Below are 23,225 nucleotides of genomic sequence, written 5' to 3'. Positions count from 1 at the left end.
TCGGTGGATGGCGTGGCTACATGCCACGCCAGAGAAAGAGAAGGTGCCGCGCGGGGCCCGGCTGGAGATTAAGCGGCGCAGAGGCGAAGAGGTGCCCGAGCTGGAGCCGCCCGAGCTGGAGCCGACGCTGGAATACCTCGTCGGCTACTTCCTCAAGGTCGGGCCGGGCGTGGGCGATCACGAATTGACGTTCGCCGAGCTGGATGCCTGGTGCCGGCGTAGCGGGCGCGATCTTGATGATTTCGAGTCCGACGCGCTCAAGCAGATGAGCCGGGCCTACCTGGGGATGTTGCACAAGGCGAAAGCGCCCGAGTGCCCAAGCCCGGCGATCGAGTTTGATGAGACGGACCCGGAGCAAGTTGCAGCGCGACGCGCTCAAGTAGATCAGGGCTTGCGGAAGATGTTTGCAGGATTGGAAGAGGCGAAGAGCGGCATGCGTAAAGGAGCCCGGAACTAATGGCACAAGATATTGCAGAATTGGGCATCCGGGTTGATGCGCGCCAGGTCCGGCAGGGCGAAAGCGCGCTCGATAACCTAGTGCGCACCGGCCGCCGGGCCGAAAACCAGATGGACAGCATTGGCGGCGTGGTCAAGTCGCTGGGCGCTGGCCTCGCTGGTCTGGCACTGATCGCCAAGGCGATCGACTTCGGCTCGGCCATGGTCAACGCACAGCGCGATTTCGACAAGCTCAACGCTTCGCTGATCACCGCCACCGGCTCGGCGGGCGCCGCCGGGCAGGCGTTCGCCGCGCTCCAGCGCTTCGCCGCCAACACGCCGTACGGCCTCCAAGAAACCACGAAAGCGTTTATCCAACTGCGCAACCTGGGCTTGACACCTTCGGAGCGCGCATTGACCGCCTACGGGAACACGGCCGCGGCGATGGGCAAAGACCTGTCGCAGCTCGTGGAGGCCGTTGCCGACGCCACCACGGGCGAATTCGAACGCCTGAAAGAATTCGGCATCAAGGCCAAGCAGGAAGGCGATCGCGTCGCGCTGACGTTCCAGGGCACGACGACGACGGTCGCCAACAACGCGCAGGCGATCGAGCAATATTTGATGCGCCTGGGCGAAATCAATTTCGCGGGCGGTATGGAGCTGCGCGCGAAAACGCTCGACGGCGCAATCTCCGGCCTGGCCGACACGTGGGATGCTACCCTGCTGGCGTTCTCGCAATCGGGCTTCGGCGAGGCGGCCTTATCGTCTGTGCTGGCCCTGTCCGGCGCCCTGACCGACTTGCAGGCCATCGTGCGTTCGTTCTCGGGCGAGCTGGACGCCGGCGGCAAGAAGGTGGAGGAGTATGGCCTGCTGCACGACACGTTGACCGAGATTTTCACGGTGGGCGCTGTGGTGGCAGCCAATACGGCCTACGTGTTCAAGGCCGTGGGCAAGGATATTGGCGCGTTTGCCGCGACCATTGTTGCGCTGGCGCGCGGCGATTGGGACGAGGCCAAGCGCATTGCCGGCATGCGCAAGGCGGACGCCGAAGAAGAGCGCCAGATGATCGACGCGCAGACCGAGAAAATCCGCTGGGCCGCGGCGGTGGCGCGCAAGGTGCGCGAGAACGAGTCCGAGGAAAAGCAGCGCGAGCAGCGCGACGACCTGGCGCGCTTCGGCATCGCCCGCGAGGCGGTCACGCAGAAGTCGGCCGCGCAGAAGAAGGCGGCCGACGATGCGGCGAAATGGTACGCGCAGACCGTGCGCGCCGGCGCCGACGAGCTGGCCATGCTGCGCGCCGAGCGCGACGCCGTGGAGGCGCTCACGCCGGCCCAGCGCGACGCGCTCAAGGTGCGCCAGGACATGGCCCGCATCGCGGCGCTGCTGACGCCGAAACAGCGCGAAATGGTCGAGGCCCAGCTTGCCGAGAAAATCGCCATCGAGCAGGTGACGCAAGAGCGCGAGCACTATGTCGAGCTGCTGCAAAAGGGCTTTGCCGCCTCCTCGTCCGAGGTGTCGGCGGCCGAGGCGCGCGTCGAGGCGCTGAAACAGGAAGTCGAGCATTACGGCCTGGCCGAGGATGCCGTACTGCGCCTGACGCTGGCCGAGCTGAATCGCAAGATGGCCGCCACCGATGACGCGGCCGAGCAAGATCGCCTGTTCCGCCTGATCGCCGCAACCGAGGATCAGCTGGAACTGCAAACGAAGCTGACCAAACTCAAGGCGAACACGGATTTCTGGAAAGACCTGGACGACACGGCCCGGCAGACGTTCCGCAGCATCGAGGACGGCGGCAAGGGCATCTGGCAGCGCATCAAGGAGAGCGCGAAAAACGTGTTCTTCGACTGGCTGTACCAGATGACGGCCAAGAAATGGATTGTCAACTTGCAAGCGAACGCCAGCGCGAGCGGCGGCGGCGATATGCTTTCCTCGCTGGCGTCCATCTTCGGCGGCTTCGGTGGCGGCAGCAGCGGTAGCGGCGGCTCGCTGGGCATCATGGATATGGTGTCCATGGGCAAGAACCTGTATTCGGCCTTTACGGGCGGCCTCGCCTCGTCCATGGGCGGCGTGATTGCCGACCTGGGCGTTACGTTCGGCTCCTCGGCGCTGCAAGGCTTCGGCATGGGCATGGGCATGACGACCGCGCAGGCGAGCGCAGGCGCGGCCGTTGCCTCGGGCGCCGGCAATGCCGCGGGCGCGGCGGGCGTGTCGGCGGGCGCGGGCTTCGCCAACGCCATCCCCGTGATTGGCTGGATTATCAGCGGCATGATGGCCTCCAATTCCCTGTACAAGCAGGGCTGGGACTTCAATAACGGCAGCGTCAACAAGCTGGGCCAGAACCTCGGAAGCGGTATCAACCTGGTAGACCAGTTGGCCCGCAAGCTGGGCTTCAGCAACAGCACGGCCAATATCATTTCCGGCCTGGCGCCGGTGTCGAAACTGTTCGGCCGCAAGAATCCCGAAATCACCGAGCAGGGCTTGACCGGCTCGCTGTCGGCGGGCGGCTTTACGGGCGAGATGTACGCGAACATTCTGGAAAAGGGCGGCGTGTTCCGCTCCGACAAGCGCTACACGCGGAAAGCCGGCCTGACGACCGAGCAAGAAGCCGGCTTCGACAATTCCATGTTGGCGATCGCCGCCAGCGTCAAGGGCTTCGGCGAAATGCTGGGCCTGCAAACGTCGGTGATCGACGGCTACAGCAAGCAGATCAAGCTGGTGTTGTCGAACGATGAGGCCAAGAATCAGGAGGCGATTGCTGCGATGTTCTCGGGCGTGGCCGACGATCTGGCGGGCATGGTGTTGCCGGGCCTGTCGCGCCTGTCGGCCGAGGGCGAGACGCTGGCGACGACGCTGCAACGGGTGGCCGGCGACGTGGTGAACGTCAACGCCATCATGCAGGCGCTCGGCGTGGACGCGAGCAAGGCATTCGGGGCAATCGGCCTCGCCTCGATCGAGGCGCGCGAGCGGCTGATTGCGCTGGCCGGCGGCGTCGATGCCCTGGCCACGATGTCGAATTTCTTCCAGCAGAATTTCCTGACCGAGGCCGAGCGCATGGCGCCGGTACAGAAGGCCGTGGCCGAGCAGATGGCCGCGCTGGGCTATGCCAGCGTCAAGACCAACGACCAGTTTAAGGCGCTGGTGCTGGGCCTGGCCAACTCGGGCACGCTGGCCACCGAGGCCGGCAGCAAGACCTATGCGCAACTGCTCGCGCTGGCGCCGCAGTTTAAGGCGGTGGCCGACTACGTGAAGCAGATCGAGGACACGCGCGCCGCCGAGGAGCTTGCCAAGCTGACGGCCGCGCAGCAGGCCGCGCAGGAGTCGGCGCGTAGCAGCCTGTCGGATTTCATCGGCAAGATGCAGGACTTCGCGACCAGCGTAGCCAGCATCAATGACTCGCTCGTGCTGGGCGACCTGTCGAACCTGACGCCCGAGCAACAGTATGCCGAGGCGCGGCGCCAGTTCGAACAGACGCGCCAGCTCGCCTATGCTGGCGACGAGACGGCCCGCAGCAACCTCGAATCGGTAGAGCAGGCGTTCTTGCAAATCTCGCAGCGCATCAACGGCGGCGACGCGCAATACTCGTCGGACCTGGCTACTGTCATGCAGACCAACGACTACTTGGCGCAGTGGGCGACCGATTCGGTCGACGTGGCGCAAGCGAGCCTGGATGCCCTGCTGGGCAACTCGGCCACGCTGGAGAGTATCAACGGTATCTTGCAGGCGATCGCCACCGGCACGCCGGTAGCGGGCACCACGCGCCCGACCACGACGGCGCAGGCGTTCGCGCCGGTCGAGTTCTCCTCGTCCAGCGCGTTCAGCTATGCCGAGGTGGTGGCCGAGCTGCGCGCCGTGCACGAAGAGCTGGCGAAGCTGCGCGCGGATGCCGAGCGGCAGACAGGCGCCCAGATCACGGCGACCGTGGTCGCAGCCGATCAGGCAGCCGACAAGATCAACGCCGGCACGCGCTCGGCGATGGTGGACGGCGCATGGCAGGCCGAGAACGCAACGCGGGTGCCGGTATGATGACCGACCCTCAATTCGCCGCCTGGCTGGCCTCCAGCGACGCCATTCGGTGCATGCTGTTCGAGGTCGGCTCCTCGGCCGGCACGCGCTACCTGTCGACGCTCGCCTACCGCAACGCCCCGCCCGAGACGCCTTATCAGGCGGTGGTGGCCGGCGGCCTGCGCATCACCGAATCGATCGCCATGGATGCTGATGCCTCGCTGTCGGCGGGCGATATCGAAATCCACAATGCGGACGGCGCGCGCGATGCGTGGCTGGACGACGTGTGGACGAATCAGCCGGTCGCGGCGTTCCTGGGCGACATTCGTTGGCCGCGCGAGGATTTCCGCCAGGTGTTCGCTGGCGTGGTCATCGATATCGGATGCAAATCCCGGGATCGGCTGAATCTGCGGCTGGCGAACCAGATGGAGCGCCTGAATAGCCCGGTGACGGATACGAAGATCGGCGGCAACGCGCCGAGCCCGGATAGCCTGGTGCCGGTGCTGCTGGGCGAAGGCCACAACATCGAGCCGGTGCTGACCAACCCGAACACGCTCGAATATGCGTTCGGCCTGCCTGGAGCCGAGGAACTGAAGGAGGTCCGCGTAGACGGCAAACCGCGCGCCGTGACGACCAGCCTTGCCGCCGGCCGCTTCACGTTCAGCGCCAATGTGATGGACGGCGCGCAGGTCACGTGCAGCGCGCAGGGCGTCAAGCTGGGCGGCGCCTACGTGAACACGGTCGCGAAGCTGGTCGAGTACCTGGTGACGCAATGCGGCAAGGCCGCCACGCGGTTTACTGCAGCGGACCTGGACGCGGCGCAGCTCGCCGCGTTCAACACGGCCAACCCGCAGCCGGTGGGCCTGTACCTGCGCGAGCGCACCAATGTGCTCGTGGCCGCCCAGCAGCTCGCCGCCAGCGTGGGCGCGCAGCTCGTGCCGTCCATGGCCGGTAAGCTGCGCCTGATCCAGTTCGCCATGCCGAGCTCGGCCGGGATCGAGATTCCGCCGGCGCAGCAGATCGACCGCAGCATTCAGATCGTCAAGCGCTCCGAGGTGGCCGCCGCCGTGAAAATCGGCTACTGCCGTAACTGGACGGTACAGGAGAATATGCAAACGAGCGTGTGGCCCGCGCACAAGGCGCTGTACGCGCAGGAGTGGCTGACGGTCACGGCCGAAGATGCCGCCGTGAAGGCGGCCTACAAGCTGGACGCCGAGCCGGTGCAGGTTGATACCTGCCTGCTGCGCAAGACGGACGCCGAGGCCGAGGCCGCGCGCCGCCTGGCCATCGTCAAGCAGCCGCGCACCACGTACCGATTCGAAGCCGCTCCGGCGCAACTGCTCACGGAGCTGGGCGCCGCGGTGCGCCTGTACAGCAATCGCTTTGGCCTGGCCGCCAGCAAGGTCGGGCTCGTCACTTCCCGGTCGGTGGATTGGGGAACCCTGCGCATCACTATGGAGGTAACGGTCTAATGGCCGATTTCGTCAACGACCGCGACGTATTGATCATGGCCACGGTGCCGCGCTTCGCACCGCCGACCGATCGCGCGATGATCGTAACGCCCTCGGCTGCCATTTTCAAGGTGGCCGGCAACGGCACCGGCTCGCCCGGTTCGATCACGTTCCGCGCGACGCTGCTCAATATGACGGGTTCCGTCGCCTGGTCCTGGCCGGCTGGGGAGTTCACGCCGATTGTAGACGGCAACGAGCTGACGATTCCATACGGCGCGATGGCCGCCCTGTCCAGCACGGTAACGGCGACGCTCACGGTCGACGGCGTGCAATACACGCAGGTCGCCACGGTGGCGAAGGTGGCGGACGGCACGCAGGGCATCGACGGCGTGCGGGGCAACATCAACATCTCAGCGCCGACTGGCGCCGTGGTCTGGTCGGACAGCGAGGCCGTGGCGGCCATCGCCGCCTTCGGCTACGGCACGCCCCGTAAGCTTGACGCGGTGACGCTGTTCAACAACGCGGCCGGATTCGCTAAAACGAAACTATGGGACGGCGATAGCTGGGAGAACGTCGCGCAGGTGATCGACGGCAATCAGCTGGTACGCGGCACCGTGTACGCCGAAGCGCTGGCGACCGAGGCAATCACCGCCAGCAGCATCCGCGTCTCGGGCAACGGCGACAACCTGATCCCTGACCCCAAATTCCGCGACCTGGCCTGGTGGCGCCGCGTCGGCCATCAAGTGAACGACGAGGCGGGTGCCAATTCGCCCTGGAAGGGTGGCGCCACGCTGATTCTCGGGCCGACCGGCGGCGCAGAGGTCAACAGCGATAGCATGCTGTTCCCGATGACTCCGGGCGCGACCTATCACGTCGAGTTTCAAATCGCCCTGAGTGGGGATTTTGGCGGCGTGGCCAGCGTGTTCTGGTATCAGCCGTTCCAGGCGTTCGATAGCATGGGCGCCCCCACGGTGGGCAACTGGGAAAGCGACGGCCTGCCGGTGCAGTTCAACCATACGACGCCACGAAACGGGGTGCTGACATTTAGCAAAACCGTGACGCTCAACGAGGACAGTCGCGTGTCGGTGGGTATGATCCGCATCCGCAACGCCATCACCACGGGCTATATGCAGCTCGCCAGCTTGAGCATCACGCGTGTTTCCGACGGCGTGCTGATCAAGGACGACGCCGTAACGGCGAGGAAGATCAAGGTCAATTCCCTGGAGGCGTTGAGCGCGACGATTGGCCTGCTGCGCACGTCGGCGACCGGTGCTCGCACGGAAATTGCCGATAACGTCATCAAAATGTACGCGGCCAATAACGTGAAGGTCTTGCACCTGGGGGATAGTTCATTGTGAGCATGGTATTGCGGCTATGGGATGCCAATACCGGGCAACTCACGTTTGATTCGGAATTGGCCGTTGGCGGCGTGTGCCTGGGGTTTTATACGCCGCCAACGGGCGGCGGTTCGATCACGTTTCCCGATATTGTCGGCGCCACCGGGTTTGCATTATCCGCAGGCGGTCGCGGCACGCTGTACACGACCGATAACGATTTAGGTTATCTTCGTTTCAATTTCAATGAGTTGACCGCCGGCTCCAGCTACGCATTATTTGCAAAATGAGCACGATTTTAAAAATTACCAATCCGGCGAATGAGCTGGTAATCAGTAGCGACGGCCAGGGCTTGCACTGTATCGGCCGCGCCGGCCTGGTCGAGCTGGTGCAGGCCAGCGGCAGCGCCACCGCCCGCTCGCCAGGCCGGCGCGCGGGCTATTCCCGATACCGCATCAACTGGCCCGGCCCGGTGCTGTTCGCTGTCGACCTGCCGCTGGGCAAGCGGGTTGGCATTCTCGGGGCGTTCCAGGTGTCGCCGGGCGTGTGGGAAGTGCGCTGCCATTGCGGCACGGATGCGGACGCCAACCAATTTGACATCACGCAATACGCGCTCGACGTGTGGGCCTATGGCGTGCCGCAGACGCCGCAGACGGGCATGGTGTTTCAAATATTCAAGCCCGACGGGACGCTTGCCTATGACCTGACACGTCCGAATATCCTGTTTCCTCGCGCGTTCGCACTCGCCCGCGCCCGCAGCAGCGGCATCACCATCCCCGCGCTCACGCGCCCGGTAATCATCGGCACGCCGGCATCGACATTTAGCGCAGAAGGCGCAGTTGGCGTGCATACCTACGATTATGTTTCGCAGCGATCTATGTGGCGCCGCGAATCGGCCACGGTGGTAAAAGAGGATGTTGTTACATTGCAGCGGTATCAATATTTTTCCGAAGAGCCGCTCGGTTTGGGCGAGGGGCTGGAATTATTTAACACGCCATGTTTTTTAATCGAGGGCGCCACGCTGCCATAATTAAAAAGGAAACGTCATGCCCATTATTAAAGAAATCGAAGCGCCGAGCGGCACGCCGATTGCGTATCACAAGGTTATTTCCATTCGCATCGAATGCGAGGCCGGCTATGCGTATTTGCTGGTGCGCTCGTATGTGAGCGAAACGGCCTACCGCAATCATCGCCCGATCGCCTGGCAATGGGAGAATATTCCAGTGCCGCTGGAGAGCCTGGCGGGCGTCGACCTGACGAGCCTGCCGGCTGTCGAATCGGCGCTGGTGGTACTTGAGCAATTCATGCTCGCCGAGGGCGAGGCCGTCGCGCTGCCGATCGAGCCGCCGAGCGAGGACGCATGAGTAACCTGCGCATCGTCTACGACAACGCGGCGCCGCGCGCCACGCTCACGGCGTCCAGCACGGCCGGCGCCCTGGTGGTGGGCAACCTGCAAGACGAGAACAAGTCGACGCTGTGGCGCGCGACCGGCACCACGGCCCGCCTGACGGCGAAATGGGCCACGCCCGAGCCGGTGCGTTGCATCGCGCTGCCGGTGTGCAACCTCTCGCCGACTGCCACCATGCGCGTGCGCCTGTCGACCAACCCGGCCACCACGGACCCGTGGGCGGCGCCAACGTCCGATAGCGGGGTGGTGACCTGTTGCCCGGCACCGGCGCGGCGCGTGCGCGGGTTCACGGCGGCGCAGGCGGCCACCGCCTACGCGCACGGCGGCGGAGCCTGCGCGGTGGTGTGGTTGCCAGCGGTGGTCAACGCGGCCAGCCTGACGGTGGAGATTGCCGACGCTGCCAACGCGGCCGGCGCGATCGAGGCTGCGGCGCTGGTGATCGGCGACTACTGGAGCCCGGACGAGAACGCCGGCTATGACGTGGCCATGACGCCGGTCGACACCGGGCGCCATGAGCGCACGGCGGCGGGCGGCCTGCTCACCGAGGCGGGTACGCGCTACCGCACCTTGTCTTTCAGCCTCGAGCACATGACGCCGGCCGACCGCGCGGCGATGCTCGACATTGCTGCCGGCAACGGCGTGACACACGCCATGCTGGTGAGCCTGTTGCCGGGCATTGAGGACGCGGCGGCCGAGCGCGACCATACGCTGTTCGGGCGCTTGTCGAAAACGACGGCCCAGCGCATCGTGCGCTACCGTACGTACGCGACCACACTGGAGCTGGAAGAAGTGTAAGCAACACTGCGGGACAACGGCAGTTCCCCGAGCCAATTTACGCAAAGCAATTCGGGCTACGATCGGCGCATCAAAACCGATTGGAGCCTGTCCAATGGACAACCCTATCCCCGAGCATGTCGGCGGGATCAAAACTGTGCTGCTGGGCCTGTCCGCCCTCGGTACTGCCTACGCGCTGAGTCGCGCAGAGCCAGTACACCCGGTGCGTGCCGGCATCAATGCCATCGTCGCATTCGCCTGCGGCGTGCTGGCCGGCTATGCCTGTCTCGACAACTTCCCCGAACAGAAAGCGCTGTCCATGGCCGGCGCAATTCTCGTGGCCGCAATCTGCGTTCCGCTGATCCCGGTCATCCAGGAAACGGCCGCAGAGAATATTCGCAAGCTGCGCTTTCCATGGTCGAAGGAGTGAGCCATGACCATCGTGCTCGTAATCCTGCAAGCGGCCCTCTGCATTGGGCTGCTGTCGCTGACCGTCTGGCGCCTGAACCACATGACCGACGCTGAACGCTTCGTGGTTCGCTGGTATTACCTGGGCGCGCTGTCGCTGGCTGTGCTTGGCGTGGCTGCCTGCGCGCATCCTCACCCGCTATTCATCATCTTGCCGGCGTTGATGCTGGCCGCGTACGGAGCCCGCCGCTATGCAATCCGATAAAGCCAAGGCCGTGCGGCGAATCCTGTCCGCGGACATCCTCATGGAAATTATGCCGACCGCGCGCCGCGAAAAGGCCGAGCTGTACGCCGAGCCGTTGCGCCGCGCGATGCTCGAATGCGGCATTTCCACGGTGCCGCGCGCCACGATGTTCCTGGCGCAGATCGCTCACGAGTCCGGCTCGCTCAACTTCGTCCGTGAGCTGTGGGGACCGACCGAACAGCAACGCGGCTATGAGGGGCGCAAGGACCTGGGCAACACCCAGACCGGCGACGGCTTCAAGTACCGCGGGCGGGGCCTGATCCAGGTCACAGGACGCGCGAATTACGCCGAATGCGGCAAGGCGCTGGTCCTGGACCTGATCAAGTACCCGGAGCTCCTGGAGACGCCGGACGGCGCCGCGCGGTCCGCCTGCTGGTTCTGGCTCACGCGGGGACTCAATACCCTGGCCGATGCGGGGGACTTCATCAAGGTGACGAAGCGGATCAACGGGGGCACGACCGGGCTTGCCGCCCGCGTGGGCTTCCGCCAGCGCGCCGAAAAGGCGTTCGAGGCCTGGCTGTGATCGCTCTCGAACGGCTGGCCATCAAGGCCGGCGCCTGCGCACTGGTTGCCGTCGCCGCCTGTGCCTGGCACGCGCACAAGGTCTCGGCCGCGCGGCAGGCCGGATACGACGCCGCCGTCATGGCGGGCGAGAAGCAGCGCGCGGCCGATGCTGCCGTCGCGCTGGCGAACGAACGCGCCCTGCGTGCCCGCCTTGCCGCCGCTGATGCCGCGGCCCAATCGAAGGAGCAAACCTATGCCGAAAATCTCGCTGCTGCTCAGCGCCGTGTGCGCGCTGGCACTGACGTCCTGCGCTGCCCAGCAGCCGCCCCCGTACCGCCCGCCGCCGCGGCCCCAGATGGATCCGCTGCCGGCGGACCTGCGCCTGACTGGTCTGGAGCTGCAGTTGTGCCAGAGGTGGCTGGCGATATTCTCCGCCTCGCCGCAGATACAGGGCGAGTCGTGCGGAACTACCAGCGTGTGGTCGAACGACTCGACGCCTGCATCGCCCTGAACAACGGGCCCGCGGCTGACGAAACGAAGGTCGAGTAGCGCCGGCTGTTATACTGTACGCGCATACAGTATTTGCCAGAGGTCCGCATGTCCGGCGCAAGTCATCTCATGAGCGGGGCAGCCCGCCCCGAACGCCCGCAAGGGCTCCCCGTGTCTGTAATCCTGCTCCGCCGTGACGGCCAGCGCATCACCGGCGACGAGTTCCGCGCCGCTGAGCCATTCGTCGGCCGCCTGAAGCTCGGCGCGACGGAGCGCCATCGCAGCGGCGGCGGCGCCAGTCACATGGCCGAGGTATTGCGTCCTGGCGCGGCAGCCACGGGAGCCGTGTGCAAGCCGCTGTTCAACCCGACGATCGAGAAGGCTGACGAGCGTGGCTTCATCCTGAGCGGGTATGAGGTAGAGCTTCGCGAGGGCCGCCTGGTGCACTTCGAGCAGGTGTGGCTGGTGCGGCCGCTCACTGCGGCTGACCCGTTTTCAGGCTGACCGGCGCTCCCATTTTCGAACCTGCTCGGCCTTTGACGCGGATCAACCGCGCGCGGGCAGGGGCGTTCTAACCTTCGGCAACGGAGGTATGTCATGGACGATTACCGACTGCCCGGCGGCGCGCCGGACGCGAACCTGCTACTGCAGCGGCTCACCGATGAGCTTGAGGCGCGCCACGCCGCGCCGTTCACAGCCTGCTTTTTCGACGACCATTGGCTGGTGCTTGAACGGCTGCTTTCAAGGCTGCGCGAGCCGAATCCGCTGCCAAATATCGACGAAGAAACAGGCTCGTAGGCCGCATTTTTTCGTGGGTTCCAAACTACTGTATATTTGGCAGGGCAGGGCGGACACCCAATAACCTGTAGGGCTACTTCAAGTTTGTACCCCGCAGGTTCTGCAGCATCGCGCTGTCGCCCTTGCCGATCGCCTCGTCCACCACGGCCAGGGCCTTGTCGAACTGCTTTTCGCGCAAATGGCTCATGACGAGGAGCATGACGGCCCGCTGGGCGCCCTGGCCGTCCGCCGTCGCGTGCTCGAGCTCCTCGATTGCCTTGGCGCTGTCTCCCATATGCAGTCGGCTCAGACCGTGCCCGAGCCGCAGGTCGGCACGCTCCGGCTTGATCGCACTGGCCTTCTGGAAGTAGGCCGCCGACTGGCCGAAGTTCCGGGCGCGCATTTCCGCCTCTCCGGCCAGGGCGAGCAGGTCGGCATCGTCGGGTGCTTCCTTCAAGGCTGCCTGCGTCCGTTTCGCGGCATCCTGGCGCTTGCCGTTGCGCAGTTCGACGGTGGCCAACAGCTTTGTCGCATAAGCCTGGTTGGGATGGGCCTGCAGGTACTGGCCCAGATACTGTTCGGCCTGCGTATCCATCCCCAGCGCGACGGAGACGGCGCCGGCGAGCAGGACCGCGGGCAGGTGATCCGGCACGGTGCGCAGCACGAGTTGCACCTGCTCGAGCGCGGACTTGAAGCGTTTTTCACGGAAGTCGAGCAAGGCTTGCGAGTAGGAGATCAGCAGATTGTTCGGCTGGGCCTTGCGGGCCAGCTTGATCTGCTCGCGCGCCTCATCGAGGCGATTCTCTTCGATCGCCAGGTTTGCCAGCTCGATGTGGGCCTGCACGTTGTCCGGCTTGATCTCGAGGATGCGCTCATACGTCTTTTTCGCGGCCGCCCTGTCATCGCCGAAGCGCTGCATGTCGCCCTTGAGTCGCAGTGAATCGATGCTGTCGGGGTTTTGTGCGATCGCCTGTTCCACCAGCCGGTTGGCCTGGTCGGATTGTTCACCGAGCAATGCCACCTTGGCCAGGCCTAGCGTCGCGTCCGCCAAGCCGGGCTTGAGCTTCAGCGCACGCTCGAAGTGGGTGCGCGCCTCGTCGCGCCGCTCGAGGCCGAGCAAGGCCTGGCCACGCAGTGTCAAGGCTTCGGCATTGCGCGGATCCTCGCCGATTTCGTTGAGCAGTCGCTGGAACTGCCCCTGGAACAGGATAGCCTTGCCCAGCGAGGGCAGCACTTCCTCCGCCTTCACGCCCAGGTCGCGGGCGCGCCGCAACTCCTTTTCGGCCGACGCGGTGTCGCCGGTCTCGAGGTAGATCTGCCCCAGCATGAGCCGCGCCGCAGCGTGATCCGGCTGCTGCTGCACCACATTCTTGAGCTGGATGATGGCCGCCTTCGGATCCTTGTGTTCGCGATAGCGGCGCGCGTCGGCAATCAGCTCGTCCGGCGGCAACGATCGGTCGCAGGCACCGAGGGCCAGCAACAGGGGCAGGGCAGTGACTGCGGCAAGCAGGCGGGGGAAAGTGAACGGGCGGCGGACAAAGTGGTTGGGCATGGCGGTCTCCATTGCAGGCTGAACTGCCAGCGTAGGAAATCGCCAGACAGGCTCATTGATCGCTCTCAACGATGCCTGTCGTGCTGTTTGCCGCTACTGCATCGCCCCGCTGCCGCGCCCCGGGCGGCCGGGCACCGGGGCCGGCAAGCGCACTCCGGTCCCGATCAGGCCCCGTTGGGCCGCCACCACGACCGCATGGGTGCGGGCGGTGGCTTCGAGCTTGCTCATCAAGCCCTTCACATGTGTCTTCACGGTGCCCACGCCGATGCCCAGTTCACGCGCAATCGATTTGTTGCAGCAGCCCTTGGCCAACAATTGCAGCACATCGGTCTCGCGGCCGGTCAGCGTTTCCCGGCTGAGGCTGTCGGCAACACAGCGGGTCACGGCTTCCGCCAGATAACGCATGCCCTGGCTCAGTTGTTGTACCGCGCGCAGCAATTCCTCCGCGCTGCAACCCTGGAGCAGGTAGCCGTGCACACCGCTGTCCATCGCCGTGCGCACTTGCCACTCCTTGTCGAGCTGGGTGACGATCAGTACCCGTGGCGCCGCGCCGAAGCGGTCCGCCGACAACTGCCGGGCCAATGTGATACCGCTATCGTAATCGGCCACGATGACGCGCGCGTGGGCCTGGCCGTGGGGCTGGCGCTCCTGCAAGGTCAGGTGAAACTCGCCGCGCTCGGCGAGCAGGGCATGGATGCCGGCCGCCATCACGGCGTCCGCATGCATGATATGGACGGAAGGCTGGTTTGCTTGCATGGTCGTTCTCCTGTTCCGCAACAGTGGATGCTGTTGCTTCTCATGCATTCATGATGGAACTGCAACGAGGAGAAGGCAAGTTAAGCGATGTTAATCGCGTTAACAACAGGCGTCGATCCGGATTCCGGGGCAAGGGGCGGGAAGCCGGGAAAGCCCTGGTATTTCTTGCGCGCGCATCCGCGCCGCGCAGGATGTGTCAGTGAACTTTAGTGCAAGCGGGTGGCGGTGTCCTCTGCCGTCGGCAGGAGACCGGATTGACTACTTGAGCCCCGTGGCCGCGAGCCAGCGCGCGGCTTCCTCGCTGCCGTCCCGGGCCAGCGATGCGAGCCGCGATGCCGCCTGGGGATGCCGGTGTTCGGCCGCCTGGGCGTACAGCGGCCACGCCTTTTCCAGACCGCGGCCGGTCCCGGCGGCCGCGCGATGATACATCTCCGCCAGCTGGAACGCCGCTTCCGCATCGCCCGCGCGCGCGGCTTCTTCGAACAGGCGCATCGCCTCGCCGCGGCGCGGCGTCTTGCTCTGGTAGAGCATGCCGAGCTCCCGCTTGGCAACGATCGAGCCCTGGTCGGCCCATTCACGCAGCCGCCGTTCGGCCGCCGCCCCGCCGTGTGCGCTCAAGCGCTGGGCCACGGCTTCGACGACGGGAGCGGGGGGAAGAGTGTCTTCCTTGGCCTGGCAGGCTATCAGGGAGCCGACCAGGACCAGCAAAGAGGAAACGAGCGCGCCCGACTTGTTGAATAATTCCATGTTCTTGTTTTTGCCTATCAAGTCCTGAACTGCGAAGTCTGAACTGCGGGGTCTGCACTGCCAGGTTTTGACGCCCAGCTCGTACTGCCGGCAAAGTTGCCTGGCGGATATGCCATGATACCGGATACTGTCGAGCGGAGGCGTACAACTGCTTCCCTGGGGGTGCCGGTTCGCCATGGGAAGAACGGTCAACAGCGCAGCAACGTTGTCGATCTTAGCATGTCGAATTTGCCGGGGAACGCGGGCTACCGCCCCGCGGGGGTAACAATTGTAACGAGACGTTAGCAAAGTCGAGCCGAGCAGAAACAGGGGCCCGGCCTTTGCAAAGCATGTGGCGGGGCGACCGCAGTGACGAGCCGCCGCGGCGGGACGGCCGGGACGGCATCAGGCTCGCTGTGTCGCGCGGCCCGCGTGCTGGTCGAGCCATGCGCCCGCGTGCTCCATCACGAGCCGCAGTTCCGTTTCCGCCGCCGTGAACAGCAGGGGGATTTCGACGACCCTGCCTTCCGCGAGCGCCAGCTCGAGCGCCAGGCATGCGCCGACGAACCGGCTGGCGCCGAGGTCGCTCACGTCGTGCCGCAGATTATGGAGGATGCGCCGCGCCTCCATGAAACGCGCCTGCTGCACCGCTTCGCCGGCAAGGTTGAGCGGCTCGATGCCGTTGCCGATGCAGTCCCGTACGCGGCGCACCACCTTTGCCACGGCGCGGGCGTCGCCTCCCATGCGGTCGACCAGTTCGTCGACCGAGAACACCGCGTCGTCCGAGGCAGTTGCATATGCCACCATATCACTCTCCTAGGGGTTCGATTTCCGGTGCAGCCCCGTACTCGTGTCGGCGGCCTGCAGTCCGGGGCGTTCGGCAGGCGGGATCGCGGAAACCAGCAGCAGGCGGATGTCGGCCAGCACCGACGGCCCGTTCGTCGTCCCGACGAGGCTCGTATCGGCACCGCTCGCATCGATCGTTTCGATGCCGGGCAAGGCGATCGGTTCGGCACTGCCGTCGCCGGCGCGGGGGCCGCCGCGCGCGCCATGCGCGACCCGCAGCGCCTCGTCGCCCGGCGAGGTGTACATCGTGACGCGCGCGCCGCCGGCCGCGAGCGCCGGCACCGTATCGCGGCAAAATGCTTCCGCACCGATGTCGGGGACCACCAGGATGACCTGCTTCAGCTGGCCGCGCACTTCCGGCCGATCCACGAGTGCGCCGCATAGCGCCCGTGCGCCCATGCCGTGCGCCAGGGCGACAAGCGGCGTCGCGCCCGCCTGCCCGGCCAGGTCGGCCAGAAAGCGCCCGAGCGCCGCCTGGGTCCACTCCACGTTCGTCTCGTCGACGGCATACCCCGACAGCCGGCCTTGCGAGGGCCAGCTGTACAGCACCGGGACGCCGGAGAAGCCCAGTTCGTAAGCGATGCCCGCCGCGCGTCGCGCCGCATCCTCGAAGCTCGTGCGGAAGCCGTGCACGAACAGGAGCGGCCCCGCGCCGCCCGCCTTGGCAGCCGCCTCGGCCAGCGTGGCGAAATAACGCTCGCGCGGTGCCACGTCGCAGCGCAGCAGCACGGCATGCCCGTCGGGATCGGGGCGCTCTTGCAGGCGCAGCAGCGTGGGCAGCGCGGCCTCGCGATCCGGCGCGCCGCGCGGCACGCTCACTTCACAACTGCCGTAGCACAGTTCACCGCGCCCGGCCCCGAACTGGCGGGCGGGGTGGCGGTCGCCGGTCGGCTGCCGGTCGGTCGCGAAGAATACCTGCACGACCGCGTGATTGGGCTGGTTGGCGGCGAGGGCGGAGGCACGCAGTGCGCGGCGCCGGTCCACCTCGTCGACCAGGTTGCGCGCCGCCGCGCGCAGGTAGCGGTCGCCGGCCAGGCCGGCGGCGGCCAGCGCATCGGATACCGCGAACTGCCGGGAGAGCGAACCCGGATCGTCCTCCAGGTCCGCGATGGCTTCATCCACCCGGGGCGACTTGCCTGCCAGGCGGGCCTTCAACACCTGGTAGGCGGCGCCGGCGCTTCCATCGGCGCTCGCGGCGGTCAATGCGGTGGTGATGACGTCCATGCGGTCTGGCTCCGGGGTGCTATTAGCATGTATCTCACCACAGCCCGCATTGCAAGTCCAGTCGGAAGTCAAGCGTGCCGGATACCGGCGCCATGCGCGTTTTGACCCCGAATGCATAGTAAATGAGAACGGTTTGCATTATCATTCACTCCTTCAATATTTCTCGTCATTTGCCACCGCCATGACTCCCGTCGCCATCCGCCGCTGGGCCTGGATCCACAAGTGGAGCAGCCTGGTCTGCACCGTCTTCATGCTGCTGCTGTGCATTACCGGCTTGCCGCTGATTTATCACCACGAAATCGGCCACCTGCTGGGCACCGAAGTGGAGGCGAAGCCGATGCCTGCCGATACGCCGAAAGCCAGCATGGACAAGATCGTGGCCGCCGGCATGGCCGCTTATCCCGGCAAGAAGATGATGTATGCGTTCCAGGAAGCGGATGAGCCGAACCTCTGGCACCTGACCCTGGGCGACCATGGCACGGACGAGAACTACAAGGCCACGGCGGTCGACGCCCGCACGGCCGAGGTGCTGCCCACGCCGCAATTCGAGGGCAGCTTCATGTCGGTGATGTTTCACCTGCACGTGGACCTGTATGCGGGGCTGTGGGGCACGCTGTTCCTCGGCCTGATGGGTTTGCTGCTGCTGGTCGCCATCGTCTCCGGCGTGGTGCTGTATGCCCCCTTCATGCGCAAGCTGGAATTCGGCACCGTCCGGCGGGCCCGCACCGGCCGCACCAAGTGGCTGGACCTGCACAACCTGCTGGGCATCGTCACGCTGACCTGGCTGTTCGTGGTGGGCGCCACGGGCATGATCAATACCTGGGCCGACCTGATGTTCAAGCACTGGCAGAAAACGGAAATGGCGGACATGGTGGCGCCGTACAAGAACGCGCCGCCGATCAGCAAGTTCGGCTCGCTGGAAGCTTCCATGCAGCGCGCCCAGGCGCTGGAACCGGGCATGAAGGCGGGCTTCATCGCCTTCCCGGGCACGCCGTACACGAGCGAGCACCACTACGGCGTGTTCATGCGCGGCGACTCGCCGCTGACGTCGCGCCTGTACAAGCCCGTGCTGGTCGATGCGCAGACCGCCGAGGTGACGGACAGCCGCGACCTGCCGTGGTACCTGACGGCCCTCCTGGTATCGCAGCCGCTGCACTTCGGCGACTATGGCGGGCCGGTGCTGCAATTGCTGTGGGCGGCGCTCGACGTGCTGTCGATCATCGTGCTGGGCAGCGGGCTGTACCTGTGGCTCAAGCGCGGCGTGCCGGTACCGGCGCGCGCCACCGATGAAGAGGGCGCGGCGGCCGAGGTGGCGGGCGTGCCGGCGCTGGCGCGGGAAGAGGCGCGATGAGCCCGGCTTTCCTGCGGCTGTGGGGCGTGCCGATCATGCTGGCGATCCTCACGGCGATCGGCCTGGTGGCGGCGCTGCTGGGCGATGGCGTCTGGGATGCCGTTTCCGGCGTCGCGCTCGGCTTGCCCGTGCTCGTCGGGATCTGGCACAGCCTGCGCAAGCAGGACCGCTGAGCCTACCCCTGGGGCAGCGGCGGCAGTTCGGCGATGATCCTGCCGTATTCCGCGGTGGCCTCCGCCAGCGGCACCTTCTGGAACGCGACCTGTAGTTCGAGCGCCTCGAGGCGGGCGGCGCCGGCCTGGCAGCGGGCCAGCCTGCCCGTTACGTCCTGCTGCCGGTGCAGGTTGGTGGCGATAGCCGCCAGCAGCGAACAGATGCTGGCCACCCCGCACAGGATGCGCCAGCTCGGCGTATCCGGCCCGGCCGAGCCGAGGGCGCGGGTCAGTTCCGGCCCGCCCATCGCCGGGGCGGCCGTCAGCACCGTGGCGATGGCGCTGGCGATCACGCTCAGCCACGTCAGGCCGTTGTCGCGGCGGCGCAATCCGTCCACCGCGCGCGCGACGGCCTGTCGTCGACCGCGTACGATGTCCAGGAACGCCGCGCGTTCGTCCGCCGGTACTGCCGCGCGTTCCGTCCCCCTCTGTTCGATTCCCCTCGGTTCCGATTCCCGCTGCACCATGCCCCTCCCGCCGGTCCGCCATCTTCTCCAGCATAGTCGCTGGAAAGGGCAAGTCCAACGGCATTACTGTTGCGGGTCGCCGAACTGCTGTGCCAGAGACTGCAGTGCCGCCGGCGCGGCCACCGGTGCCACCGCTTCCGGCAAGGGCATGCGCACCGGCTGTGCCGTCGCGCCCTGTGCCGACTGCCAGCGCGGTGCCTCGATGCCTTCGAAGACTTGCCGCAGCTGCGCGCCCCAGGTGCCGCGCAGCATCTGGAAATACTCGTTCCTTTCATCGATGGTGACGAAGCGGGTCACGGCCAGGCTGTCCTTTTCGTACACCAGCATGTCGAGCGGCAGGCCGACCGAGATGTTCGACCGCAGCGTCGAATCCATCGAGATCAGCGCGCACTTGGCAGCCTCGTCGAGCGAGGAGCGGGGCGTGATCACGCGGTCGATGATCGGCTTGCCGTACTTCGCCTCGCCGATCTGGAAGTAGGTGTTCTCGTCGTGCGCCTCGATGAAGTTGCCGGCCGAGTAGATCTGGAACAGCCGGCAAGCCTCGCCGCGGATCTGGCCGCCGAACAGGATCGCCACGTTGAATTCGATATTGCACTGGGCCAGCGCCTGCGCTTCGCGCAAGTGGACGGCGCGCACGGCTTCGCCGACGATGCGCGTGGCCTCGTAGAGGTTCGGCGCCGTCCAGATCGTGAAGCCGTTCGTGCCGACGTAGTCGTTCACCAGCTGCAGCACCGACTGCGAAATGGACAGGTTGCCGGCCGTCATCAACACCATCAGGCGGTCGCCCGGGTTCTCGAACACGTTCAGCTTGCGAAAAGTGCCGATCTGGTCGACGCCGGCATTGGTACGCGAGTCGGAAAGAAATACGAGCCCGGCATCCAGGCGCATGCCAACACAATAGGTCATGGGGTGCTTTCAATCATGGACGTCGTCGTCATCGTCGCAGGTGTGCCGCCTCATTGTTGCACGATCCGGACGTCGACAGCGAGCGCCTCGTCGCCGCCGCCGTGGCGCATGCCGCGCACCGGCGCCGCCGCCTCGTAGTCGCGGCCGACGGCGATGCGGCAGTAGGCGTCCGTCATCAGGCGCGCATGGGTGACGTCGATGCTGATCCACCCTTCGTGGCCCGGATCGGCGGCCCATGCGTCGACCCAGGCGTGGCTGGCGGCATGCCCGGTGTCTTCCGGATCGACGTAGCCGGACACATAGCGCGCCGGAATGCCGTGCGCGTGGCAGCAGGCCAGGAAGATGTGCGCGTGGTCCTGGCACACGCCGCTGCCCAGCTGCAGCGCGTCGCCGGCCGGCGTAGTCACGGCGGTCGCACCGCTTTGATACCGGACCGCACCAAATATGTGCTCGGCCAGCTTCATCAGGTGGCGGCTGCCCGCGCTACCGTCCGGCAGGCAGGCGGCCGCCAGCTCGATGATGCCCGGCGTGGGCGCCGTCAGCCGGGTCGGCATCGTGTAGATCAGCGGGGACAGCGAATCATTCGCGGCGATACGGCCCTGCCAGGGGGAGCTCGTTTCGACGACGCCCTCGGCCACGATGGCCAGGTTGCCGTGGGCGCGGTCCATGGTCAGCATGTGCGACAGGTTGCCATAGGCATCCGTATAGGCGTTCAGGTGCCCTGGCGCCAGCAGCTTCCAGTGCACGGCGTGCTGCTGCGGTTCGATGCGCGGCGTCAGGTGCAGTTGCTGGATCGTATAAGCCAGCGGTTCGGAGTACGTGTAGCGGGTTTCATGGCGGATCGACAGTTGCATGATTTCTCCTCAGGCGGCCAGGGGCAGGAGGAAGTCGCGGCTGACGCGGTTCCCCAGTTCGTAGATGCGGCGCAGGAAGGCGGTCAGGTAATCGTGCAGGCCGCCGGCCAGGATGTCGTCGATGCGGGCGAAGCGCAGTTCGGCGTGCAGCTGCCCCGCCAGCCGCTCGGTCTCGGCCGACGCGGCATTGCTCACCTCGCGCAGGTTCGTCACCACCGCCTCCATGCAGGCCAGCAGCGAGCGCGGCATGTCGGCCCGCAGCATCAGCATCTCGGCCACGCGTTCCGGCGTGATCACGTCCCGGTAGATCTTGCGGTACACCTCGAACCCGGAGACGGAGCGCAACAGCGCCGCCCAGTAGTAGAAATCGCGCCGCCCGCTGTCCTCGCCGCCGCCGAGGTATTTCACGTCCAGGATGCGCGCCGTGTTGTCGGCCCGTTCCAGAAAGGTGCCGAGCCGGATGAAGTGCACGGCCTCGTCCTGCAGCATGGTGCCGATCGTCACGCCGCGCGACAGGTGGGAGCGGTACTTCACCCATTCGAAGAACTGGCCGGGATCGCGCTCGTGGAGGCGCTGGCGCAGCTTCACCTGCAGGTCGAGCCAGGTCTGGTTCTGCACCTCCCACACCTCGGTCGTGAGGGTGCCGCGCACGGCGCGGGCGTTCTCGCGGGCGCCGTTCAGGCACGCCGCGATCGACGATGGATTGGCCGGATCGCGCACCATGAAATCGATCACGTCGCGCGGCATCAGCGCGCGATGGCGGCTGTCATAGACCTGCTGCAACTCGGAGATGCCCAGCATGGCCCGCCAGGCCTGCTGCGCATCGGTATCGGACTGCGGCAGCAGCGCAGTCTGCACGTTCACGTCGAGCATGCGCGCGGTGTTTTCCGCCCGCTCGGTGTAGCGGGCCATCCAGTACAGGTGGTCGGCGGTGCGGCTCAGCATGTTTCCTCCTTTTCCAGGACCCAGGTATCCTTCGTGCCGCCGCCCTGCGACGAGTTGACGACCAGCGAACCCTCCTTCAGCGCCACGCGCGTCAGGCCGCCCGGCACGATCGACGTCGTCTTGCCGGACAGGACGAAGGGGCGCAGGTCGATGTGGCGCGGCGCCACGCCGGACTCGACGAAGGTGGGACAGTTCGACAGGGCCAGGGTCGGCTGGGCGATATAGCCGTCCGGGCGCGCCAGCAGCCGCGCCCGGAACTGCTCGATCTGCGCGCGCGTCGAGGCCGGGCCGACCAGCATCCCGTAGCCACCGGCGCCGTGCACCTCCTTCACCACCAGGTCGGGCAGGTTGGCCAGCGTGTATTCGAGCTCGTCCTTCTTCCGGCACTGGTACGTCGGCACGTTGTTCAGCACCGGCTGCTCGGACAGGTAGAATCGGATCATGTCCGGCACGTATGGGTAGATCGACTTGTCGTCCGCCACGCCGGTGCCGATGGCATTGGCGAGCGTCACGCGGCCGGCGCGGTAGACCGACAGCAGGCCCGGCACGCCCAGCGAGGAATCGGCGCGGAAGGACAGCGGATCGAGGAAATCGTCGTCCAGCCGTCGGTAGATCACGTCGACCCGGCGCGGGCCGCGTGTGGTGCGCATGTACACCGCGTTGTCGTTGACGAACAGGTCCTTCCCTTCGACGAGCTCGACACCCATTTGCTGGGCCAGGAATGCATGCTCGAAGTAGGCCGAGTTGTACATGCCCGGGGTCATCACCACCACCGTCGGATCGGGGGCGCCGACCGGGGCGACCGAACGCAGGTTGTCCAGCAACAGGTCGGGGTAATGGTCGACCGGCGCGACACGGTGGCGCGCGAACAGTTCGGGGAACAGCCGCATCATCATCTTGCGGTCCTCCAGCATGTAGGAGACGCCGGACGGGACCCGCAGATTGTCTTCCAGTACATAGAATTCGCCGGCGCCGGCGCGCACGATATCGACCCCGGCAATGTGGGCATAGATGTCCGACGCCACGCCGATGCCCTGCATCTCGGGGCGGTACTGGGCGTTCCGGTAGATCTGCTCGGCCGGCACCACGCCGGCCCGGATGATCTCCTGGTCGTGGTAGATGTCGTGGATGAACATGTTCAGCGCTTTCACGCGTTGCACCAGCCCGCGTTCCAGTTGCGCCCACTCGCCGGCCGGGATGATGCGGGGAATCGCATCGAACGGGATCAGCCGTTCCGTGCCGGCGTCGTCGCCATACACGGCGAACGTGATGCCCACCCGGCGGAACGTCAGGTCCGCTTCGAGGCGCTTGCGCTCCAGCGATTCCGGTGTCTGTTCGGCAAGCCAGGCGGCGAACTCGCGGTAGTGCTGCCGTACGCCGTCTGGCGCCGACATTTCGTTGTAGAAGTACACGTTGGTTTTCCTCCCATGACCGCATACGATATGCAATTGCTGTGCCATCTGCGCGCACGATTGAAAATCCTTTACAGTTGAGTTTCCT

Annotated in this window: 26 protein-coding genes; 16 read left to right on the top strand and 10 right to left on the bottom strand. The window is 66.0% G+C overall.

Going from position 1 to position 23,225, the window contains the following annotated elements; all coding sequences use genetic code 11:
* Positions 1 to 7: 7 nt before the first annotated feature.
* From V6Z91_RS23690 to V6Z91_RS23625, 14 genes are all read left to right on the top strand, one after another.
* The gene (locus V6Z91_RS23690; protein WP_338761994.1) at positions 8 to 457 is read left to right on the top strand and encodes a hypothetical protein; all 450 of its coding nucleotides are present in this window, start codon (positions 8 to 10) and stop codon (positions 455 to 457) included.
* Positions 457 to 4,458 carry a hypothetical protein gene (locus tag V6Z91_RS23685; RefSeq protein ID WP_338761992.1) on the top strand — a complete coding sequence of 1,334 codons (4,002 nt, stop codon included), beginning with the start codon at positions 457 to 459 and terminating at the stop codon, positions 4,456 to 4,458. The genes V6Z91_RS23690 and V6Z91_RS23685 overlap by 1 nt, the downstream gene beginning before the upstream one ends.
* Positions 4,455 to 5,909 (top strand): hypothetical protein, encoded by a 1,455-nt coding sequence (locus V6Z91_RS23680; protein WP_338761990.1) that lies wholly within the window; start codon positions 4,455 to 4,457, stop codon positions 5,907 to 5,909. Before V6Z91_RS23685 ends, V6Z91_RS23680 begins: the two co-directional genes overlap by 4 nt.
* On the top strand, positions 5,909 to 7,246 hold the full coding sequence (locus V6Z91_RS23675; protein WP_338761988.1) for a hypothetical protein: 1,338 nt from the start codon (positions 5,909 to 5,911) through the stop codon (positions 7,244 to 7,246). Before V6Z91_RS23680 ends, V6Z91_RS23675 begins: the two co-directional genes overlap by 1 nt.
* Positions 7,243 to 7,512, top strand: a complete 270-nt coding sequence (locus V6Z91_RS23670; protein ID WP_338761986.1) for a hypothetical protein — start codon at positions 7,243 to 7,245, stop codon at positions 7,510 to 7,512. Before V6Z91_RS23675 ends, V6Z91_RS23670 begins: the two co-directional genes overlap by 4 nt.
* Complete coding sequence (locus V6Z91_RS23665) at positions 7,509 to 8,252, top strand: hypothetical protein (protein WP_338761984.1); 744 nt, start codon at positions 7,509 to 7,511, stop codon at positions 8,250 to 8,252. Before V6Z91_RS23670 ends, V6Z91_RS23665 begins: the two co-directional genes overlap by 4 nt.
* A 16-nt stretch (positions 8,253 to 8,268) precedes the next feature.
* On the top strand, positions 8,269 to 8,586 hold the full coding sequence (locus V6Z91_RS23660) for a hypothetical protein (RefSeq protein ID WP_338761982.1): 318 nt from the start codon (positions 8,269 to 8,271) through the stop codon (positions 8,584 to 8,586).
* Positions 8,583 to 9,425, top strand: coding sequence for a hypothetical protein (locus tag V6Z91_RS23655; protein ID WP_338761979.1), 843 nt, complete (start codon positions 8,583 to 8,585; stop codon positions 9,423 to 9,425). Before V6Z91_RS23660 ends, V6Z91_RS23655 begins: the two co-directional genes overlap by 4 nt.
* A 94-nt stretch (positions 9,426 to 9,519) precedes the next feature.
* Positions 9,520 to 9,834: a hypothetical protein gene (locus tag V6Z91_RS23650; RefSeq protein ID WP_338761976.1), complete on the top strand. Its 315-nt coding sequence runs from the start codon at positions 9,520 to 9,522 to the stop codon at positions 9,832 to 9,834.
* 3 nt (positions 9,835 to 9,837) lie between these two features.
* A complete protein-coding gene (locus V6Z91_RS23645; protein WP_338761973.1) occupies positions 9,838 to 10,077 on the top strand; it encodes a hypothetical protein in 240 nt (79 codons plus the stop codon).
* Positions 10,064 to 10,639, top strand: a complete 576-nt coding sequence (locus V6Z91_RS23640; protein ID WP_338761971.1) for a glycoside hydrolase family 19 protein — start codon at positions 10,064 to 10,066, stop codon at positions 10,637 to 10,639. Before V6Z91_RS23645 ends, V6Z91_RS23640 begins: the two co-directional genes overlap by 14 nt.
* On the top strand, positions 10,636 to 11,169 hold the full coding sequence (locus V6Z91_RS23635) for a hypothetical protein (protein WP_338761968.1): 534 nt from the start codon (positions 10,636 to 10,638) through the stop codon (positions 11,167 to 11,169). Before V6Z91_RS23640 ends, V6Z91_RS23635 begins: the two co-directional genes overlap by 4 nt.
* 111 nt (positions 11,170 to 11,280) lie before the next feature.
* Positions 11,281 to 11,613 carry a hypothetical protein gene (locus V6Z91_RS23630; protein ID WP_338761966.1) on the top strand — a complete coding sequence of 111 codons (333 nt, stop codon included), beginning with the start codon at positions 11,281 to 11,283 and terminating at the stop codon, positions 11,611 to 11,613.
* 93 nt (positions 11,614 to 11,706) lie between these two features.
* The gene (locus V6Z91_RS23625) at positions 11,707 to 11,907 is read left to right on the top strand and encodes a hypothetical protein (protein ID WP_338761963.1); all 201 of its coding nucleotides are present in this window, start codon (positions 11,707 to 11,709) and stop codon (positions 11,905 to 11,907) included.
* Between the two features lie 73 nt (positions 11,908 to 11,980).
* Here V6Z91_RS23625 and prsT read toward each other — a convergent pair whose 3' ends face one another.
* The 5 genes from prsT to V6Z91_RS23600 form a co-directional block, all read right to left on the bottom strand.
* On the bottom strand, positions 11,981 to 13,450 hold the full coding sequence (gene prsT, locus V6Z91_RS23620) for an XrtA/PEP-CTERM system TPR-repeat protein PrsT (RefSeq protein ID WP_338761960.1): 1,470 nt from the start codon (positions 13,448 to 13,450) through the stop codon (positions 11,981 to 11,983).
* An 81-nt stretch (positions 13,451 to 13,531) separates the two neighbouring features.
* Complete coding sequence (locus V6Z91_RS23615; RefSeq protein WP_338761958.1) at positions 13,532 to 14,194, bottom strand: response regulator transcription factor; 663 nt, start codon at positions 14,192 to 14,194, stop codon at positions 13,532 to 13,534.
* A gap of 258 nt (positions 14,195 to 14,452) precedes the next feature.
* Complete coding sequence (locus V6Z91_RS23610; RefSeq protein ID WP_338761956.1) at positions 14,453 to 14,941, bottom strand: hypothetical protein; 489 nt, start codon at positions 14,939 to 14,941, stop codon at positions 14,453 to 14,455.
* Positions 14,942 to 15,325: 384 nt separating this feature from the next.
* A complete protein-coding gene (locus tag V6Z91_RS23605; RefSeq protein WP_338761954.1) occupies positions 15,326 to 15,727 on the bottom strand; it encodes an Hpt domain-containing protein in 402 nt (133 codons plus the stop codon).
* A 9-nt stretch (positions 15,728 to 15,736) separates the two neighbouring features.
* Positions 15,737 to 16,990 (bottom strand): alpha/beta hydrolase, encoded by a 1,254-nt coding sequence (locus tag V6Z91_RS23600; protein ID WP_338761951.1) that lies wholly within the window; start codon positions 16,988 to 16,990, stop codon positions 15,737 to 15,739.
* A gap of 181 nt (positions 16,991 to 17,171) precedes the next feature.
* Here V6Z91_RS23600 and V6Z91_RS23595 point away from each other — a divergent pair, with 181 nt between their 5' ends.
* Both V6Z91_RS23595 and V6Z91_RS23590 read left to right on the top strand, forming a co-directional pair.
* The gene (locus V6Z91_RS23595) at positions 17,172 to 18,341 is read left to right on the top strand and encodes a PepSY-associated TM helix domain-containing protein (protein ID WP_338761948.1); all 1,170 of its coding nucleotides are present in this window, start codon (positions 17,172 to 17,174) and stop codon (positions 18,339 to 18,341) included.
* Positions 18,338 to 18,514, top strand: a complete 177-nt coding sequence (locus tag V6Z91_RS23590) for a hypothetical protein (protein ID WP_338761946.1) — start codon at positions 18,338 to 18,340, stop codon at positions 18,512 to 18,514. The genes V6Z91_RS23595 and V6Z91_RS23590 overlap by 4 nt, the downstream gene beginning before the upstream one ends.
* Before the next feature lie 2 nt (positions 18,515 to 18,516).
* On the opposite strand, the gene V6Z91_RS23585 is transcribed toward V6Z91_RS23590, so the two are convergent.
* From V6Z91_RS23585 to V6Z91_RS23565, 5 genes are all read right to left on the bottom strand, one after another.
* Positions 18,517 to 18,891, bottom strand: a complete 375-nt coding sequence (locus V6Z91_RS23585) for a hypothetical protein (protein ID WP_338761944.1) — start codon at positions 18,889 to 18,891, stop codon at positions 18,517 to 18,519.
* 192 nt (positions 18,892 to 19,083) lie between these two features.
* Complete coding sequence (locus tag V6Z91_RS23580) at positions 19,084 to 19,926, bottom strand: peptidase (protein ID WP_338761941.1); 843 nt, start codon at positions 19,924 to 19,926, stop codon at positions 19,084 to 19,086.
* A gap of 50 nt (positions 19,927 to 19,976) precedes the next feature.
* Positions 19,977 to 20,780, bottom strand: a complete 804-nt coding sequence (locus tag V6Z91_RS23575; RefSeq protein WP_338761938.1) for a transglutaminase family protein — start codon at positions 20,778 to 20,780, stop codon at positions 19,977 to 19,979.
* 9 nt (positions 20,781 to 20,789) lie between these two features.
* Entirely contained in the window at positions 20,790 to 21,725 is a 936-nt protein-coding gene (locus tag V6Z91_RS23570) for an alpha-E domain-containing protein (protein ID WP_338761935.1), read from the bottom strand.
* Positions 21,719 to 23,119 carry a circularly permuted type 2 ATP-grasp protein gene (locus V6Z91_RS23565; RefSeq protein ID WP_338772022.1) on the bottom strand — a complete coding sequence of 467 codons (1,401 nt, stop codon included), beginning with the start codon at positions 23,117 to 23,119 and terminating at the stop codon, positions 21,719 to 21,721. Before V6Z91_RS23565 ends, V6Z91_RS23570 begins: the two co-directional genes overlap by 7 nt.
* Positions 23,120 to 23,225 lie beyond the last annotated feature (106 nt).

The sequence above is a fragment of the Massilia sp. METH4 genome (assembly GCF_037094685.1).
Classification (GTDB): Bacteria; Pseudomonadota; Gammaproteobacteria; order Burkholderiales; family Burkholderiaceae_D; genus Rugamonas.
Note: the sequence above shows the minus strand (reverse complement) of the source record. Positions and strands in the feature narration are given on the sequence as shown.